This is a genomic window from Bradyrhizobium sp. 23AC (genome assembly GCF_054863025.1).
In genome coordinates this window covers 47,550-63,962 of the sequence record NZ_JAVAYN010000021.1, presented here as the reverse complement: position 1 = coordinate 63,962, position 16,413 = coordinate 47,550, and the positions used below count along the sequence as shown (strand labels likewise).

Here is a 16,413-nt window from a genome sequence, read left to right as displayed (position 1 = left end):
AAGTTGACGCCGAACGCTGCGATGGTTGACGCCCTCGGCGTGCAGTATACCTTGCACCGCAAACGCCAGGGCCTGTGCACGAAAGTGGCTCGATGCTCTCGAACTCCTCGCGTGTCATCTTGCCGATACAGGATGCCCCGACGGTCTCGAAAGCCGAGACGATCGTGGGGTCTTTCGCACGCAGAAGCGTGGAGAATGGCACCCGCCGACGGGACCTAACGCTCTGCGAGATTTGAGTGTCTCAGAGACGCACCCCGGTCGTCGCAAACGCTTGGGCGACGGGCTCCTGGACCCGATTCAAGACCACCATTCCCACAATCGCGATCACCATGGCCGCGACGCAGCCAAGAAGAAAAGCCTTCATCCGCAGCCTCCTTCGATCGAAACGTCAAGGTGTTTATACGACACGGCTTGCCGCGAGCAAACTCGTTGATCACACCAAGGCACGGGCGATCTTATGGGCTCTTGAAGATGGGATCGACGGAAAAGCCATCGCCGATCAAGCCCAGGGACTGAAGCGCCGCGCTATTCAGGTCGACTTCTAATATCGCAAAAAGAAGCGCAAGCACGATGGCAACGAGGATCAGGAAGGGCGAGTCTTCTCGGGAAAGGGGATCTTTCGGCCCATCAAGCGCTCGGACAGCGCGCAGCCGCGCCATCATCCGCAGAAATGGCCGCGTTGGCCCCTGCATGTCAGTCGTCCTTGACGTGACCAGCAAGAGACTAGTCTTCGGACCACCGGCGTTCAAGCGGAGGATGCGCGAAGTCAGGTTATTGCAATGCACGCTCCGGAACGGAAGGCAGCGTTGCCCGGTTTAGTACCACGCACCGGAGGATCCGACGTGAAATTGCCAACAACAATCTTGTGCTTCGCAGCACTCTGCTTCTTCCAGAGCGCTTCCGCCCAACCCGCGCAAACCAACTCATCTGCGGCACCAACCCCTCCCGAGGAGAAGGGCCAACCACAGCCGCAAGGCTGGACGGGCCCAATCAATACAGGTTCGGGTGGCGCGCCCGCCGAAAGTCCCCAAGGTCAGAGTCCGCCTGGAATGCAGGCCGCGCCTCAAGGATCGTCCAAGAGCACGACGGCACCAGCCAAATAGATCGGTTCAGATATTCATCTCCGTCGGCTCTTCTGGCAATCTTGAGAGCGTGAACGTGACGCGGCGAGGGTCAATGAGACTAGCTTTCTGCGCGGGCGGCGCAGCAGCCTTGTGGGCCATCTTTGCCGTATCATCCGTGCACGCCGACATGGCGGGACACGGCGGCCCCGTGCGGGCTCTTGCTATTTCCCCCGATGGGGACGGCCTCTTGTCCGGCAGCTTCGACTCAGCCGCCATTCGCTGGTCGCTAAAGGCGGAGGCAGCGGATGAGGTGCTGCGGTATCATGCTGATGCGGTCAATGCCGTCGCCTTTCTGAACGACGGCCGCATGGTCACGGCGGGTGCCGATGCACGAATTGCGGTCTGGATGGCGGGCCGGCGGCAGCCGGACCGGGTGTTCGAGGGACACGTCGGTCCAATCGTCGCACTCGCGGTCTCTCCCGACGGTGCGGTGCTAGCATCGGCTTCATGGGATCGGACGGTGCGGCTCTGGTCGCTGTCGGACGGCGTGTCGCGCGTGCTCGAAGGGCATTCGCAGAACGTCAACGGCGTCGCCTTCACGCCGGACGGCAGGTCGCTCGTCAGCGCCGGCTATGACCTTACGTTGCGCATCTGGCGGTTGTCGGACGGCCAGCCTGAAGTCGTGACGTTGCCGGCTCCGCTTAACGCAGTGGCCGTGGCGCCGGACGGTGAAATCGTCACAGGTGCGGTCGATGGCATGCTGCGGATGCTGACCATGGACGGCAAGGTCAGCGGCGAGATATCGGCCGGCCCAACACCAGTGGTGGCCGTGACCATGTCGGCCGACGGCAAGCTGATTGCCGCGGCCGGCATTGGAGGCACAGTGGCGATCATCGATCGCAAGTCGCGCAGCCTGCTACGCACGCTGGTCGGGCCCGGGCTGCCGATGTGGTCGGTTGCCTTCCTTACGGATCGCGAGACGCTGATGACGGGGGGCGCGGACGGCAAAATCAGGCGGTGGAATGCACGCACCGGCGATCCGGTCGGCTCAGGTCTGATGGGCTCACCGGCCGATCCGCTCGCTGCCTATGCCGGCGATCATGGCGCCGACGTATTCCGGGCGTGTGTTGCCTGTCATACGCTGTCGGACAAAGAGGTCCAGCGCGCAGGCCCGACGCTTGCCGGATTGTTTGGCCGTAAGATCGCATCGCTGCCGGGCTACCGCTTCTCCGAGGCGCTGAAGACCATGGACATCGTCTGGACGCCGGAGACCGTTGCAAAGCTGTTCGAGGTTGGACCGAACGCCTATACCCCCGGCACCAAGATGCCGGAGCAGCGCATCGGTTCAGCCGAGGATCGCCGCGCGCTGACCGACTTCCTTGGTCGCGCGACATCGCGATAGTGACCTCAGATCGAGTCCCAATTGTCGATCGGGAGATCCCTCATCTCCGGATGGAGCTTGAGGATCTGAATGACGTCAATGTTGGGGTGCTCCCTTAGAGCTTCCGCAACGCAGTGATTGACGTATTTCCGGCGCGACAGCCACGCGACCTTCTTACCCTTGGCTTCGGCCTTGCAGGCGACGATTGCTTGCTTCACGGCGGTCTTCTGCGCCTTGGTGAGGGGAGGAGCGGCAGCTTCGGCGGCTGCGCCGGCGAAAGCGATGGAGATCAAGCACGTCGACAGAGCTGTGATCATACGAGACATGGTGATGCTTCCCCTGGTTTCCTGCCCCGGCGTATGTCTGGTGGTCTTGTCTAGTCCTTGCCCTCGCGCTGACGTAGGTAGTCGTCCGTCGTTCGCGGCGGCGTGCGTTCGGGAATGCCCTTGAATGGATCGAATTGCTGCTCGCTCATGACGATGACGCGGCAGTCGGTGCACATCCTGAGCGCCTCGATCCGCTTGTCGCCGACGGGATACATCCAGTGCCGCCCCTCGAGCTTGGCGGCGATCCGGTCGATCGTGCTCTTCACCCCGAACGCCGTGCCGCAGCGGACACAGAGCGCGGGCTCCTCTTCCTTGATGACTGCGGCGGGAGCGCGGGCGGCGCGGAAATCGATCTGCGGCTTGAGCGTGATGACCTTTTCCGGACAGGTGGTCTGGCACAGGCCGCATTGCACGCAGGCATCCTCGATGAATTTCAGCACGGGCCGCTCGGGGTCGTCGCGCAGCGCGCCGGTCGGGCAGGCGGAGACACACGAGAGACACAGCGTGCAGCCGTCCGTGTCGACGCTGATCGCACCGACTGGTGCGCCCTGCGGCAGCGCAATCACGTCCACCGGCTTTGGCGCAAGACGATGCAGCTCGCTGAGGCCGAAGCGCAGGAGGTCGCGCCGCTTGCCGACGGTTCTGAAGGTCGCCGGTGTTGCGACCGCCGCGAGCGGGCCGATGCCGGTCAGATGGCTGACGAAGGCGTCAGGGTCGTCGGTCTCGATCGTGGCGACGCGCTGGCCATCAAAGCCGAGACCGCCAAGGATCACATCGGCCATGCCGATCGTCTGCGATAGTCCGGTCACATCGTGGCGCGGCTTTGCGCGCAGCAGATAGCGCACGGCTGTTACACCATAAGCGAATGCGCCGACGATCGCTTCCAGCCCGACCTGCGTGAGTTCGTTGACGACAAAGGGAAGCACGTTCGCGGGAAGACCGTCGCCATGTCGTGCCAGGGCTTCGATCAACGGTGTGCCGTGCGAGCCGTCATGGAACAGCAGCACCGCGTTGGCGCCGCCGGCCGCGTGGTAGGCGAGCAGCATGGCGCGAAGTCTTTGAAGCTGCGTATCGGCGGGCGGCAACGTGTAAGATGCAGCGCCAGTCGGGCAGGCGGCGGCGCATTGCCCGCAGCCCGCGCAGATGTTCGGATCAACGGCGACATGATCGCCGGCGGGCGTGATTGCGCCGGTCGGGCAGAGATCGAGGCAGCGATGGCACCCCGTGCGGTTCGAGCGCGAATGGGCGCAAAGACCGGGCGTAACGTCAACATATCTCGGCTTGTCGAAGCTGCCGACGAGGTCGCGTGCGGTCAGCACGGCGCGCAGCACCGCGGCGGGATCGTTCGGGTCGGCGCGGAGATAACCGTCGCGCAGCTCGTGGGCAGGAAACAGCGGCATTCCGCCGGAAAGGTCGAGCACGATGTCGCAGCGCGAGGTGACCCCGCTTCGCGGTGCGTCCAGCACGAAGCGATCGCGCGAGGAGGGGCGGGGACGCGCATAATCGTCGATCGCAAGCTCGAAGGCGCCGAAATGTCCCTTCGCGGAGCGGATCGTGCCCTTCACGATCGGGAAGACCGTTGCAGCGGGTGGCACCATCTCATCGAGTTGCTTCAGCATCACCGTGACGTCAAGGTGATCCGCAAGCAGGCGGCCTGCCTCGATCGCAGCCTCATCGCGCCCGTAGACCAGGACCACGCCCTCGCTCGACAAGGTGACGAGCGGATAATCCGGGCCCGGAATGGAGGCGGATGCGAGCAGGGCGGCCATTTTCGCACCGGCCCGTACGCCGTCTCGCGACCATCCGGCCGTTTCGCGAATGTTGACGAAGCTGATCGCATCAGGCCGTTCGCCGGCCTCCTCGGCAAACTGCGCCGCCTGCTGCGTGCAAGCCACCGTCAGCGCGCCACCAGCGGCGGCCGCGTTACGGAAGTGATCGAGCTCGGCGCCGCAGAGATGGCGAAAGCCTTTGATCTCGCTGTTGGGGCATCCTCGCCGGATCGTGGCCACGTCGAGACGCATCGTGTCTTCGCACGAGCAGATCAGGACGGTCTTCGATGGCTGTTCCAGGTTGACCCCTCCGCCATTCGGGCGCCGACGACGGACTCGCGCCGGCCCTTCGCCTCGTATAGACATTATCCACCGGGAAGAAAAGGAAAGCGGAGGACGGCCTGCCGTCGATCCCAGTGAGCCACGTTTCCCTGGCGGAACCGATCCACCTCCCGCCGCCGTTCACATTGGTGCGGTTGCGCGAGAATGGCGACGCTTTTGCCCACGCATGCCGCATTGCACCGGAGAGTGGCGCCGGCACGCTCGTCTATGTTGGGCGCTTTGACCTAGCGGAGTTCGCCGTGGTGCTCGAGCCGGCCGAGCCGCTGCGTAGCGCGCGGCGTGCGTTCTACGCCGGCATGGTTGCGCTCACCGATGCTCTGCGCGCCTCCGCGCCGCCGAGCAAGCCGATCGCGATCGGCTGGCCGGACGCCGTCAGGATCAACGGAGGTCTGGTCGGCGGCGGCCGCATGGGATGGCCTTCCGCGGCCATCGAGGAGGAGCCGCCCCCATGGTTGGTGTTCGGCGCGATGATCCGGACGGTCGCCATGAATAACGACGAGCCGGGCCTTCATCCCCTCGCTTCGGCACTCGACCAGGAAGGTTTTGGGGAGGCCGGCGCGGCGCAGATCACGGAGAGCTTTGCCCGGCACCTGATGATGGCATTCGATGGCTGGCAGGCGGACGGTTTCGACGGCGTCGCGCGCGAATATCTTTCCCGCATGCCCCGTGAACGGCAGACCATTCAGCGCATCGACGATCGCGGCGATCTGTTGACGCGCCGGATTGGGGCGGGCGCGATCGAACGTGGCGACCTCGTGCAGGCGCTCGCGACCCCATCCTGGCTCGATCCGGCACTCGGGGGGCCGCGGCTGTGAAGCTCCTGCGTACCATCGCGCTCGATCCCTCCGACACATTCGTGTTCGACGTGGCGGCGGAGCCGGGGGAATGGGCTGTCTCCGGCGTTTTCCGCTTTTGGGATTGCGATGCTGCGAAGCTCGAGGGAAAGGCGCGCGCGGCTTTTCGCGGCGGTTTCCTCGGGGTGCAATCCTGGGGCTGGTCGACGCTGGCGCAGATCGTTCCGGCCACCGAGGACGATTACCGCAGCCTGGTCGATCTCCTTGCCGGGCAACTGGTCGATCGTTTCGGCGCGCCGGATATGGCGACAGCGAAGAGCGCCGCAGAAGAGGAGGTGGCGTTTTCGCAGTCGCTCTGCAGCCATCCGATCAGCTCCCTTGTTGCGGTGCACCGGGCCGTAAGCGACGGCGAGGTCCGCGAGTCCTTCCGCCGACTGCAACTGCGCGAAGGGCAGGGGCACGGCAAGGCGTTCTCGTTCATGGAAATGGAGGACGACATCGAGCCTGACGGCAATCTCAAGCTTGTGGATCTGGGCCGGAGGCCAACTGCCCGATGAACGATTTCTGGATCGCCTGCGGCCATCATCTGCTCGAGCGCGACGCGGGCGGTGGGCTCCGCGTTACCGACGAATTCCTCAAGGCCTATTTTGCCCGTCCCGAGCTGATGCCGCCGGAGGATGCGTGTCCGGTCGAACGCCGGCTGCACCGGGAATTGCTCTCCGATCCGCGCCAACCGGTCAGCGCCGGCGAAATCGCCGGTATTGCCGACCCCGACGCCCGGGAGAACTGGCAGTTCGTGCTGGCCTTTCGCGATCTCCTGTTGCGGCATCCGACGCTCGAAGCCGCTTATCTTGCAACGGTGCGCGCAGGCGCGAACGATTTGCCGCCGCTGTTCGTCAATCAACTCGTGCACGTCATCCTGCGCAATGCGCTCGACGGTTGCGACGATCCGTTCGTGCTGCGCGCGGCCGAACTGTTCTTCCGGGCCCAGCGGATTCTGCCGCATGAGCAGGCCCTGCTGCTCGGCGACGAGGAGATCGTCGGCGGAATTAGCCCAACTCCGGTGCTCTCGCTGATGTCGATGCTAGGCTCTACGACCGATGCGGTGGCCGATGTCTTGAACGCGGAGAATGTTGCTGCCTATTGGCAGCGCAGCGACCAATTCGACATGGCCTTCGACCTCACGGCTGACGGCTTGGGGCCGACTGCCCTGGCGCAGGTGATGAGGCGCTGGCTCTCTCATCTGCTCGGTTTGGACGTCACGATCGAACCGCTGCGCGCACTGCAGGACGCAAAGCTCACCTGGTATGTCGGGCTCGATGCCGATGCCACAAGGCTCGGCGATCGTCTCTGGCACGGCGAGGAGCTCGACGGGCCCAGCGCCGAGCGTGTGCTCGCGCTGTACCGCCTTACCTTTGTCGATTCAACGCTCGCGCTCGACGATCTCGAGGACCAGCCGGTCTACCTGATCCTGTCGATGTCGGCGGATCAAAAACTGCGCATGAAGCCCCAGAATCTGCTGACAGGCTTGCCGGTCAAACGACTGGAGATGGTGACATGAGCCCCGCGGCGCTGCCATTGCTGTCGATTCCAGTCGGTGTCGTGGTCGAGCGGCGCAAGGCCGACTCCCCTTGGGTCGATTTCATCTGGCGTGGCATCGCCATCCTGCCGGACGAGCCGGCCACAAGACCCTGGAGCGCGGTTCGCGAGCAGGACGGCACGACGCTGTTCTATGCCGGAAGAGCGGCCGTGGATCTTTATCCGTCCGAGACGGCGCGCTATCGCGACAATCTCGCCTCCGGCAGTCCGAGCATCTGGATTGTGCTGTCGCCCTCGGAAGGCGCCTGGCCCTATGCCATCACCGCGGTTACCGCCGATCCCGCGGAGGGCGAGGGGTTTACCGAAGCCGCCGACAATCTCGTCGAGGCCGTGCCGATGCCGGAGGTGCTGCGCGAAGTCATTGAAAGGTTCGTGGCCGAGCACCATGTCGAGCGGGAATTCGTCAAACGCGAGCGGCGCCGCGCCGACCCGGAGGCGTTGGCGCGCCGCGAACATGAAGGCGGACAGGAATGAGCGACGAGGAGTTCCTTGCACGCTGGTCACGCCGCAAGCGTGAGTCGCAGGCGGAACCGGCGAAGCCTGCCGAGGCGCAGCCCGCGCCGCCGCCCGAGGCCAAGGACAACGAGAGCGAGGTCGATCTCTCGATGCTGCCGTCGATCGACGAGATCACCGCGGCGACCGACGTCACCGGCTTTCTGAGCAAGGGTATTCCGCAGGAGTTGAGCCGTGCGGCCCTTCGCCGCGCCTGGGCGGCCGATCCCGCCATTCGCGACTTCATCGGGCTCGCGGAGAATGCGTGGGACTTCAACGATCCGACCGCGATGCCGGGTTTTGGGCCGCTCGATTGCTCTTCGGAGGAACTGGCCGCACTCGTCGATCGCATCGTCGGCGGGGTGCGTGAGGCAGTCCGATCTCTCCCCGAGGCGCCGGTTGAAACCGCGGATTCTTCAGCGCACTTGCATCAAGCCGATACGACAGCCGCATCCGACGTCGTCGAGCCGCCGGTCGAGGCGGAATGCCCGGCGATCCCTGTTGCAGCGCAGCCGACGGTGGCGGACAGATCTGCGGAGTTTGCCGAGCCCGTCAGGCCGCGTACGCACGGTGGTGCACTGCCGCACTGAGTAGCACGACCAAAGACTATAGGCTTGGGCTATGGGCGGGCGATTGACGGTTCGTGGAACCGGGATTACGCTTCTCCTTAGTGCTTTGTTAGAAAAGCACAAATCAAGCAGACGGGACTCTTGGATGGGAGGTCCACGTGCGTGATGACGGGCTTGATCGTGCGATCGATGCCGCGGGCGGCATCGTCCAGCTTGCGCGCAAAATCGGTATCAGCCAGCCGTCCGTCTCGAACTGGACGCGCGTGCCCGCACAACGGGTGATTGCGGTCGAAACCGCCACCGGCGTTCCTCGCAACGACCTGCGGCCCGATCTCTACAGCGAACAAGCCGTTTCCTCAGAGCTCGTCGATCCCGTCGATGCTGCGCGGGCGCAGGAATATACGCTGCTGGCAATGCTGCTGTCTGCGCCGCCGTCGAGACGATTGCTCGACCAGCTCGCCGCATTGACCGGTGACGCGACGCCGCTCGGGCGCGCGCACGCGATGCTGGCCGACGCGGCCTCGAGCGCCGTCGCAGCGAAGGTCGAGCGTGAATATTTCGATCTGTTCGTGGGGCTCGGTCGCGGCGAATTGCTGCCTTACGCCTCCTATTATCTCACCGGCTTCCTCAACGAACGGCCATTGTCGCGCCTGCGTGCGGACCTGGCGAGGCTCGGCATCGAGCGGGTTGCCAACAATTCCGAACCTGAGGATTCCGCCGCCATCCTGTGCGAGGTCATGTCGGGCCTTGCCGACGGACGCTTCGGCGTCTCGCCCGATGCCCAGCGCGCCTTCTTCGAAAAACATGTGTCGCCCTGGATGGCGCGGCTGTTCGCCGACATCGAGAGTGCCGGGAACGCCCGTTTCTATCGGGCGGTCGGCGCGCTCGGTCGCACCTTCATCGGGATCGAGACGGAAGCATTCACATTCGCCAACTGATCGACGCGCGTCGGTCCGGGAGAGATGCGATGAGTGAAGAAACCAAAGCCAAGGTCGGACGCCGCGATTTCTTGCGCAAGGTCGGCATCGGTACGGTCGGCGCCGGCGCGACGCTCGCGACGCCGCTGGGCGGCTCCGCGCAAGCGGATAGCGAGAACGACGATGAGAAGCGCAAAGCGCGCTACAAGGAATCCGACCACGTGAAGGCCTATTACCGCGTCAATCGCTACCCGACTTGAGAGGGAGGCCGCCCGTGCTTATCAAGCGAACCCACCAGAATTCCAATCGCCGCGGTTCTGTCGCGAACACCCTTGCAAGCCAGACCACCGGTCTCGATCGCCGTACCTTCCTGCGGCGGTCCGGTCTTGCGGGTGGCGCGCTCGCAGCCCTCGGCACCCTGCCGGTTTCAGGCGTGCGCAAGGCGGAAGCGGCCGTGGCGGGTCCGCTGACCGTCGGCGCCGCCGTCAAGAAGAGCATCTGCACGCATTGCTCGGTCGGATGCACCGTGACCGCGGAGGTATTGAACGGGGTCTGGATTGGCCAGGAGCCGAGCTGGGAGTCCCCCATTAATCGCGGATCTCATTGCGCGAAGGGCGCTTCCGTGCGCGAGCTGGTGCACAGCGAGCGGCGTCTGCGCTATCCGATGAAGCTCGTGAATGGGCAATGGACGCGCGTCTCCTGGGACACCGCGATCAACGAGATCGGCGACAAGATCTTCGAGGTTCGCGAAAAATCGGGGCCGGATTCCGTCTATTGGCTCGGCTCGGCCAAGATGACCAATGAAGGCTCGTATCTGTTCCGCAAGCTCGGGGCGTTCTGGGGCACCAACAACACCGATCATCAGGCACGCATCTGCCATTCCACCACCGTCACCGGCGTCGCCAACACCTGGGGCTACGGCGCGATGACGAACAGCTACAACGATATTCGCAATGCCAAGACCCAGATGATCATGGGTGGCAATCCGGCCGAGGCGCATCCGGTTTCGTTGCAGCATCTGCTCGAGGGCAAGGAGCTGCAAAAAGCCAACTTCATCGTCATCGACCCGCGCATGACGCGCACCGCCGCGCACGCGACGGAATACGTGCGGATGCGTCCGGGTACCGACATTCCCGTGCTCTATGGCATCATGTGGCACATCCTCCAGAACGGCTGGGAGGACAAGGAATTCATCAAGCAGCGCGTCTACGGCTTCGACGATCTCCGCAAGGAAGTGGAGAAATGGAATCCGCAGGAGGTCGAGCGCGTCACCGGCATTCCCGGCGAACAGCTCAAGCGGGTGGCTAAGATGTTCGCCACCGAGAAGCCGTCGACGCTGATCTGGGCCATGGGCCAGACCCAGAAGACCGTCGGCACCGCCAATGTACGGGCGAGCTGCATCCTGCTGCTTATGACCGGCAATGTCGGCGGACCGGGCATGGGCGCCAACATCTTCCGCGGCCACGATAACGTGCAGGGCGCGACCGATGTCGGGCTCGATATCGTGACGCTGCCGTTCTACTACGGCCTTGCCGAAGGCGCCTGGAAGCACTGGTCGCGGGTCTGGGAAGTCGACTACGAGTTCCTGAAGTCGCGCTTTGATTCCAAGCAGATCATGGAAACTCCGGGCATTCCGCTGACCCGCTGGTTCGAGGCGGTGACGCTGCCGAAAGATCAAGTCGCTCAGAAGGACAACGTGCGGGCCGTGTTCGTTCAGGGACACGCCAGCAACAGCATCACGCGCATTCCGGAGTCTCTCAAGGGCCTGAAGGCGCTGGACCTGCTTGTCATTGCCGACCCGCATCCCACGACCTGGGCGTCGCTGGCGGTGGAGGCTGGCCGCAAGGACGGCATCTACATTCTTCCGGTGGCCACGCAATTCGAGTGCAAGGGATCTCGCGTCGCCTCGAACCGCTCGCTGCAATGGGGCGAGCAGATCGTGAAGCCGATCTTCGAATCCAAGGATGATCTCGAGGTCATCTATCTGGTGGCCAAGAAGCTCGGCTTCGCCGACCAGATGTTCAAGAACATCAAGGTCGAGAACAACCTGCCTGAAGCAGAAGACGTGCTGCGCGAGATGAACCGCGGCAGCTGGTCGACCGGCTATTGCGGCCAGTCGCCGGAGCGGCTCAAGGCGCACATGAAGAACCAGGCGAAGTTCGACATGCTGACGATGCGCGCGCCGAAGGACGATCCCGAAGTGGGCGGCGATTATTACGGCCTGCCGTGGCCGTGCTGGGGCTCGCCGGAAGTCAGGCATCCCGGCACGCCGCTGCTCTACAACACCAATCTCGCGGTGATGGACGGCGGCGGCACGTTCCGACCACGCTTCGGTATCGAGCGCGAGGAGAAGCTGCCGGACGGAACCACGCGCAAGGTCAGCATGCTGGCCGACAAATCCTATTCCAAGGATTCCGAGATCCAGGACGGCTATCCCGAATTCACGCTGGCGAGCCTGAAGAAGCTCGGCTGGGACACCGATCTCACCGAAACGGAGATGGCCACGATCATGAAGGTCAATCCGACCAATCCGGATTCGGTGTCGTGGTCGCTCGATCTCTCAGGGGGCATCCAGCGGGTCGCGCTCAAGCACGGCTGCGTGCCTTATGGCAATGGCAAGGCTCGCATGAACGCATTCGGCCTGCCTGATCCGATTCCGGTCCATCGCGAGCCGATCTACACGCCACGCGTCGACCTCGTCGAGAAATATCCGACGCTGCCCGATGCCAAGCAGTTCCGCATGCCCAATATCGGCTTCTCGGTGCAGAAGGCTGCCGTGGAAAAGGGGATTGCCAAGCAGTTCCCGCTCATCCTCTCCTCGGGCCGTCTGGTCGAGTATGAGGGCGGTGGCGAGGAGACGCGTACCAATCCGTGGCTTGCCGAACTGCAGCAGGACATGTTCATCGAGATCAATCCGGCCGATGCTGCCGATCGCGGCGTCAAGGACGGCGGCTGGGTGTGGGTCACGGGCGCGGAGAACAATTCCAGGGCGAGGATGAAAGCGCTCGTCACCGAGCGCGTCGGCAAGGGCGTCGCCTGGATGCCTTTCCATTTCGGCGGCTGGCTGGGAGGCAAGGATCTTCGCAGCGCCTACCCGAAGGGGACCGATCCGATCGTTCTCGGCGAAAGCGCGAACACCATCACCACCTACGGATACGATCCCGCGACCGGTATGCAGGAGCCCAAGGTCACGCTTTGCCAGATCGCGGCGGCATAAGGAGCAACGACGATGGCACGTATGAAATTCCTCTGCGACGCCGACCGTTGCATCGAATGCAATGCCTGCGTCACCGCTTGCAAGAACGAGCATGAGGTGCCCTGGGGCATCAACCGGCGCCGCGTGGTCACCATCAATGACGGCAAGCCGGGCGAGCGCTCGATCTCGATGGCCTGCATGCATTGCACCGACGCGCCCTGCGCGGCGGTGTGCCCGGTGAATTGCTTTTATACCACCGCCGATGGCGTGGTGCTGCATTCCAAGGATCTCTGCATCGGCTGCGGGTACTGCTTCTACGCCTGTCCGTTCGGCGCGCCGCAATATCCGAAGGTCGGAAACTTCGGCTCGCGCGGCAAGATGGACAAATGCACCTACTGCGCCGGCGGCCCGGAGGCCGACGGAAGCAAGGAGGAATACGAGAAGTACGGCGCGAACCGCCTGGCCGAGGGCAAGCTGCCGCTGTGTGCCGAAATGTGCTCGACCAAGTCGTTGCTTGCGGGCGACGGTGAGATCATTGCCCAGATCTACAAGGAGCGCGTCATGAAGCGCGGCTACGGCTCGGGCGCGTGGGGTTGGAAGACCGCGTATCGCGAGACGATCGAGTCCTGAAACGGATAGCCGAAGGGCGCACAACACCGGGAGGACGTGATGGCGTCATTTGAAAGGATCATTCGCCTGGCTTTCGGCACGTGTGTGCTGCTCCTCTTGGTCATGGCGGCGCCCGCAGGTGCTCAGCAGGTCAATCCGACCGCGAGTGCGGTCAAGGAGCAGCAGCTTTTGCAGGAGCTCAACCGGATCCAGGGTCGCGTCAGCATTCCCGATCAGCGGTCGGGCGTTCTGGAGCAGCCGCAGGGGCGGGAATGGCGGGAATTCCGTAATGTGGCGCTGCGCTGGATTGGCGGCGTTGCCATCCTCGGCATGATCGCGGCCATCGTCATCTTCTATCTCTCCGTCGGGATGGTCCGTCTCGAAGCCGGACGGTCGGGCCGCACCATCGTGCGTTTCAACATGTTTGAACGCTTCGTGCACTGGATGACCGCGAGTTGCTTCATTGTCCTGGCCATTTCCGGGCTGAACATCACGTTCGGCCGGCCATTGCTGCTGCCGCTGATCGGCTTCGAAGCTTTCTCCGAATGGTCGCAATGGGCCAAGTACGCCCACAATTATCTGAGCTTCCCGTTCACCATCGGCGTCGTCCTGATCTTCCTGATGTGGATCGGCGGCAATATCCCGAACAAGGTGGATGTCGATTGGGCGAGGCGCGGCGGCGGCCTGATCGGTCACGATCATCCGCCGGCCTATCGCTTCAATGCCGGCCAGAAGATGATCTACTGGATCGTCGTGATCGGCGGCGGTCTGGTTGCAATCACGGGGTACGCGCTGATGTTCCCGTTCTATATGACCGGGATCGAGGCCATGCAGATGGCCCAGATCGTCCACTCCATTGTGGCCGTATTGTTTGTCGCGGCGATGATCGGGCACATCTATATTGGCACCATCGGAATGGAAGGTGCGTTCGAGGCGATGGGCTCAGGCGAGGTCGACGTCAATTGGGCTCGCGAGCACCATAGCCTCTGGTTCGACCAGGAGACGGCACGAGCGGGGCCTAACGACGGACAGTCACGACCCGCAACCGAGGCGGCCGAGTAAGACGGACAGCCGGGAAATTGGGCGGTTCGCTCTATTGCGCCGGTTCTTTCGCAAACAAGATCGAACGGTCCTGCATCTCCTGTTCAGGGAGCTTGTTTGCCTGACCTGTCTGCAGTTCCTGGATGGATGGCATGCCGCTCTGATCGAAGAGTGCGTGCGATCTGAGCATGCTGTTGGCCGCTCCGGCGAGAAGCAAGGCTGCAATGAGCGAGAGCATGAGGCGTTTCATGCGCATCTCCGTCTGCCATGTCCACCCAGCACGACGGATACACGTATATCCTCTTGGGCAATGTGAGCCACTTCACAGCCAGCGGTTCCAAAGTCGTCGATGCGTTCCGTCCAACGAAGCCGGAAGTATGAACCGAGGAAACTGGAAGAGCTCGATCGGACGCGCGCCAACACGCTCTGCGCCGTCTGTTGTGATGCGGCTTTGGTCGTGATGAAAGCCGGAATCGGGGTTCAAGCCTGCGATGTATGCCGCTGTGAAAGTGGCGCGTATGGCCTCCGCTCTCGTGGGCGCGATGTGTGCGCCGGTAGATCAAAGAAAGTCCATCGAAGGCAAGTGGAGCCGGCGCCTGTCGAAAGCGGGCTAGAGAGAACACGGCGCGCTTACGGTGAATAGGCCTTGCGCATCCATGCTGGTCTTTGATTCAGCAAGCCTGGTGATCAGAATTGCACTGACTTGGGAATCGGTCGCGTGCGATATCTCGTTGCTCGGGGCTTTCGCGCACGCGACGCCGATTGCCGTCTTTCTCCCGAGCGCCGTGCTTCCGCCCTTCGTACTCTCTCCCGGAGCCGCTTCAATTGAGCGAGCAGGCTAACGAGCTCGATCGCTGTATGATGCAGAACAGCCAGGCTACAAACCCCACTACTCACTATAACACCCCAACAGGCCTTGCCGGATCCGTGACGGGAAGATCGAATTTGTGACGACGTGCCAATAATTTCTAAGCAATGGATCCCGGAGCCGTCCGTTCGCTTTACGACGATACGCAGAAATATTTTCGAGCACCCTGGTGCATTGCACCAAAATGCTCGCATCGGAAAAGGGAATTTGGACGCGCTCTTTGAAATGGCCTTGGCATTTGCATCAGCGCGAAGGAGCCGCACGAAGGATATCCACCGTCCGGACGATTGACTCTTCGACCCAGGCCTCGCGGGCGAACCAGTTATGATTGGCCTCACAGATTGGGCAACGAGTATTGCCGAAAAACACGATGCTCCGCAGGAAAGTCTCGCGATCCGATTTGATGCCGGTAGGAATCGCGCGACCCGTTTGCGGACACTCGACCATGACCATACCCATGTGAGCCTCCCAGAAACATACTGCTGAAAAAGGGGCCGGTCGGCTGGAGTGCGCTCTCGTCGGTGCGGGTTACTTGGGGGGGCATCGCACCTGGGGTCGCTGTCGAGCAAAGGGCAGCTTGCTCGTGACGACGCTTCTCCAACCGACCGGATTCCTGCTTGGCGAATTCTCGGGATACCGCCGGCTTTGGCCGGCCGGCCTATGAAATGAGGCTTCGGCTTCAACCGAAGGCTTCTGGGAGGCCCCGCACAATTAGCATGTCCAAATCCTTGCGGCTTCGTGCCGAATATTCCGCTCGCAACGAAGCCAATATCTTCCTCTTGACGGACAGATCAGCCAACCGGATCACTGGTCTCACTCCCCCTCACGCAACTCGTTAACATTATCTTTTTTCATTTAATGCGCAATTAAATTCGCGTTGTCGGTCCGGTTTGCGACTCTAGACCGAGTTATTTTGCGGGCTGTCGCGGCGGGGTGTCGTCATCGAAAAGGGCGGGCGCTTCGGACGTTTTCAGCCATCCCTCACTACCGGCCATCAGTTCGGGCGCGCCGCGATTTGGCTTTGGTAACGGGGGGTTAGGTTCGGTTCAAATATGAAATAAATTTTGATTATATGGCTGCGCTGTAATCTCGTTGTTAATTGCTGCCGATCACGTAAGCTAAGCTCGCCCAGGTTTCGTTCGGCTGGAGGAGACAATGTGGGATTTAACTCTTAGCGAGTACGATTTCGCCCCCGATGCGCCGCAGTTGGCCCAGATGCGTGCCGAATTGGTAGGTATTGGCGAGAAGGAGCGCATTCTGCGAGAACGCAGTGCCGATCGCGAAGCCTATCGGTACCTCCTGGATGCTCACCGGTCGAGCGCGAGCGCGCTTTCTTTGAGAGCAGGTGTTGAACATTTCTCCGGAGGGAGGGGGTAGGGGCGCCCAGCCGTGGCATGCCGGACCGGATTGTCGTTTCGAAACGAGACTGATTGGGTCACTTGTGCC

The 16,413-nt window shown here is 62.7% G+C and carries 18 protein-coding genes; 12 read left to right on the top strand and 6 right to left on the bottom strand.

The window, feature by feature from the left end:
• Positions 1–241 precede the first annotated feature (241 nt).
• Complete coding sequence (locus RAD10_RS34165; RefSeq protein WP_461620874.1) at positions 242–364, bottom strand: hypothetical protein; 123 nt, start codon at positions 362–364, stop codon at positions 242–244.
• 91 nt (positions 365–455) lie between these two features.
• Complete coding sequence (locus tag RAD10_RS34160; protein WP_461620873.1) at positions 456–692, bottom strand: hypothetical protein; 237 nt, start codon at positions 690–692, stop codon at positions 456–458.
• A gap of 484 nt (positions 693–1,176) precedes the next feature.
• Between RAD10_RS34160 and RAD10_RS34155 the strand changes: the two genes are divergently transcribed.
• Positions 1,177–2,466: a c-type cytochrome gene (locus RAD10_RS34155; RefSeq protein WP_461620872.1), complete on the top strand. Its 1,290-nt coding sequence runs from the start codon at positions 1,177–1,179 to the stop codon at positions 2,464–2,466.
• A gap of 5 nt (positions 2,467–2,471) precedes the next feature.
• Here the strand turns inward: RAD10_RS34155 and RAD10_RS34150 are convergent, their stop codons facing one another.
• Positions 2,472–2,771: a hypothetical protein gene (locus RAD10_RS34150; protein ID WP_461620871.1), complete on the bottom strand. Its 300-nt coding sequence runs from the start codon at positions 2,769–2,771 to the stop codon at positions 2,472–2,474.
• Positions 2,772–2,821: 50 nt separating this feature from the next.
• Positions 2,822–4,792, bottom strand: a complete 1,971-nt coding sequence (locus RAD10_RS34145) for a 4Fe-4S binding protein (protein ID WP_461620870.1) — start codon at positions 4,790–4,792, stop codon at positions 2,822–2,824.
• A gap of 164 nt (positions 4,793–4,956) precedes the next feature.
• Between RAD10_RS34145 and RAD10_RS34140 the strand changes: the two genes are divergently transcribed.
• The 10 genes from RAD10_RS34140 (at position 4,957) to RAD10_RS34095 (ending at position 14,120) form a co-directional block, all read left to right on the top strand.
• Complete coding sequence (locus tag RAD10_RS34140; RefSeq protein WP_461620869.1) at positions 4,957–5,697, top strand: biotin/lipoate--protein ligase family protein; 741 nt, start codon at positions 4,957–4,959, stop codon at positions 5,695–5,697.
• Complete coding sequence (locus tag RAD10_RS34135) at positions 5,694–6,233, top strand: DUF6505 family protein (protein ID WP_091952448.1); 540 nt, start codon at positions 5,694–5,696, stop codon at positions 6,231–6,233. The genes RAD10_RS34140 and RAD10_RS34135 overlap by 4 nt, the downstream gene beginning before the upstream one ends.
• The gene (locus tag RAD10_RS34130; RefSeq protein ID WP_461620868.1) at positions 6,230–7,237 is read left to right on the top strand and encodes a DUF6352 family protein; all 1,008 of its coding nucleotides are present in this window, start codon (positions 6,230–6,232) and stop codon (positions 7,235–7,237) included. The genes RAD10_RS34135 and RAD10_RS34130 overlap by 4 nt, the downstream gene beginning before the upstream one ends.
• Positions 7,234–7,749 carry a DUF3305 domain-containing protein gene (locus RAD10_RS34125; protein ID WP_461620867.1) on the top strand — a complete coding sequence of 172 codons (516 nt, stop codon included), beginning with the start codon at positions 7,234–7,236 and terminating at the stop codon, positions 7,747–7,749. Before RAD10_RS34130 ends, RAD10_RS34125 begins: the two co-directional genes overlap by 4 nt.
• Positions 7,746–8,357, top strand: coding sequence for a DUF3306 domain-containing protein (locus RAD10_RS34120; protein WP_461620866.1), 612 nt, complete (start codon positions 7,746–7,748; stop codon positions 8,355–8,357). The genes RAD10_RS34125 and RAD10_RS34120 overlap by 4 nt, the downstream gene beginning before the upstream one ends.
• A 137-nt stretch (positions 8,358–8,494) precedes the next feature.
• Positions 8,495–9,274, top strand: coding sequence for a molecular chaperone TorD family protein (locus tag RAD10_RS34115; RefSeq protein ID WP_461620865.1), 780 nt, complete (start codon positions 8,495–8,497; stop codon positions 9,272–9,274).
• Positions 9,275–9,303: 29 nt separating this feature from the next.
• Positions 9,304–9,513 carry a twin-arginine translocation signal domain-containing protein gene (locus RAD10_RS34110; RefSeq protein ID WP_461620864.1) on the top strand — a complete coding sequence of 70 codons (210 nt, stop codon included), beginning with the start codon at positions 9,304–9,306 and terminating at the stop codon, positions 9,511–9,513.
• 14 nt (positions 9,514–9,527) lie between these two features.
• Positions 9,528–12,470 (top strand): formate dehydrogenase subunit alpha, encoded by a 2,943-nt coding sequence (locus RAD10_RS34105; protein WP_461620863.1) that lies wholly within the window; start codon positions 9,528–9,530, stop codon positions 12,468–12,470.
• Between the two features lie 12 nt (positions 12,471–12,482).
• Positions 12,483–13,079: a formate dehydrogenase FDH3 subunit beta gene (fdh3B, locus tag RAD10_RS34100; protein WP_007592757.1), complete on the top strand. Its 597-nt coding sequence runs from the start codon at positions 12,483–12,485 to the stop codon at positions 13,077–13,079.
• A gap of 39 nt (positions 13,080–13,118) precedes the next feature.
• The gene (locus tag RAD10_RS34095; protein WP_461620862.1) at positions 13,119–14,120 is read left to right on the top strand and encodes a formate dehydrogenase subunit gamma; all 1,002 of its coding nucleotides are present in this window, start codon (positions 13,119–13,121) and stop codon (positions 14,118–14,120) included.
• 31 nt (positions 14,121–14,151) lie between these two features.
• On the opposite strand, the gene RAD10_RS34090 is transcribed toward RAD10_RS34095, so the two are convergent.
• The gene (locus RAD10_RS34090) at positions 14,152–14,349 is read right to left on the bottom strand and encodes a hypothetical protein (RefSeq protein ID WP_240536272.1); all 198 of its coding nucleotides are present in this window, start codon (positions 14,347–14,349) and stop codon (positions 14,152–14,154) included.
• 861 nt (positions 14,350–15,210) lie between these two features.
• On the bottom strand, positions 15,211–15,426 hold the full coding sequence (locus RAD10_RS34085; protein ID WP_091952435.1) for a hypothetical protein: 216 nt from the start codon (positions 15,424–15,426) through the stop codon (positions 15,211–15,213).
• Between the two features lie 696 nt (positions 15,427–16,122).
• Between RAD10_RS34085 and RAD10_RS34080 the strand changes: the two genes are divergently transcribed.
• Entirely contained in the window at positions 16,123–16,344 is a 222-nt protein-coding gene (locus RAD10_RS34080; protein WP_245323124.1) for a hypothetical protein, read from the top strand.
• Positions 16,345–16,413 lie beyond the last annotated feature (69 nt).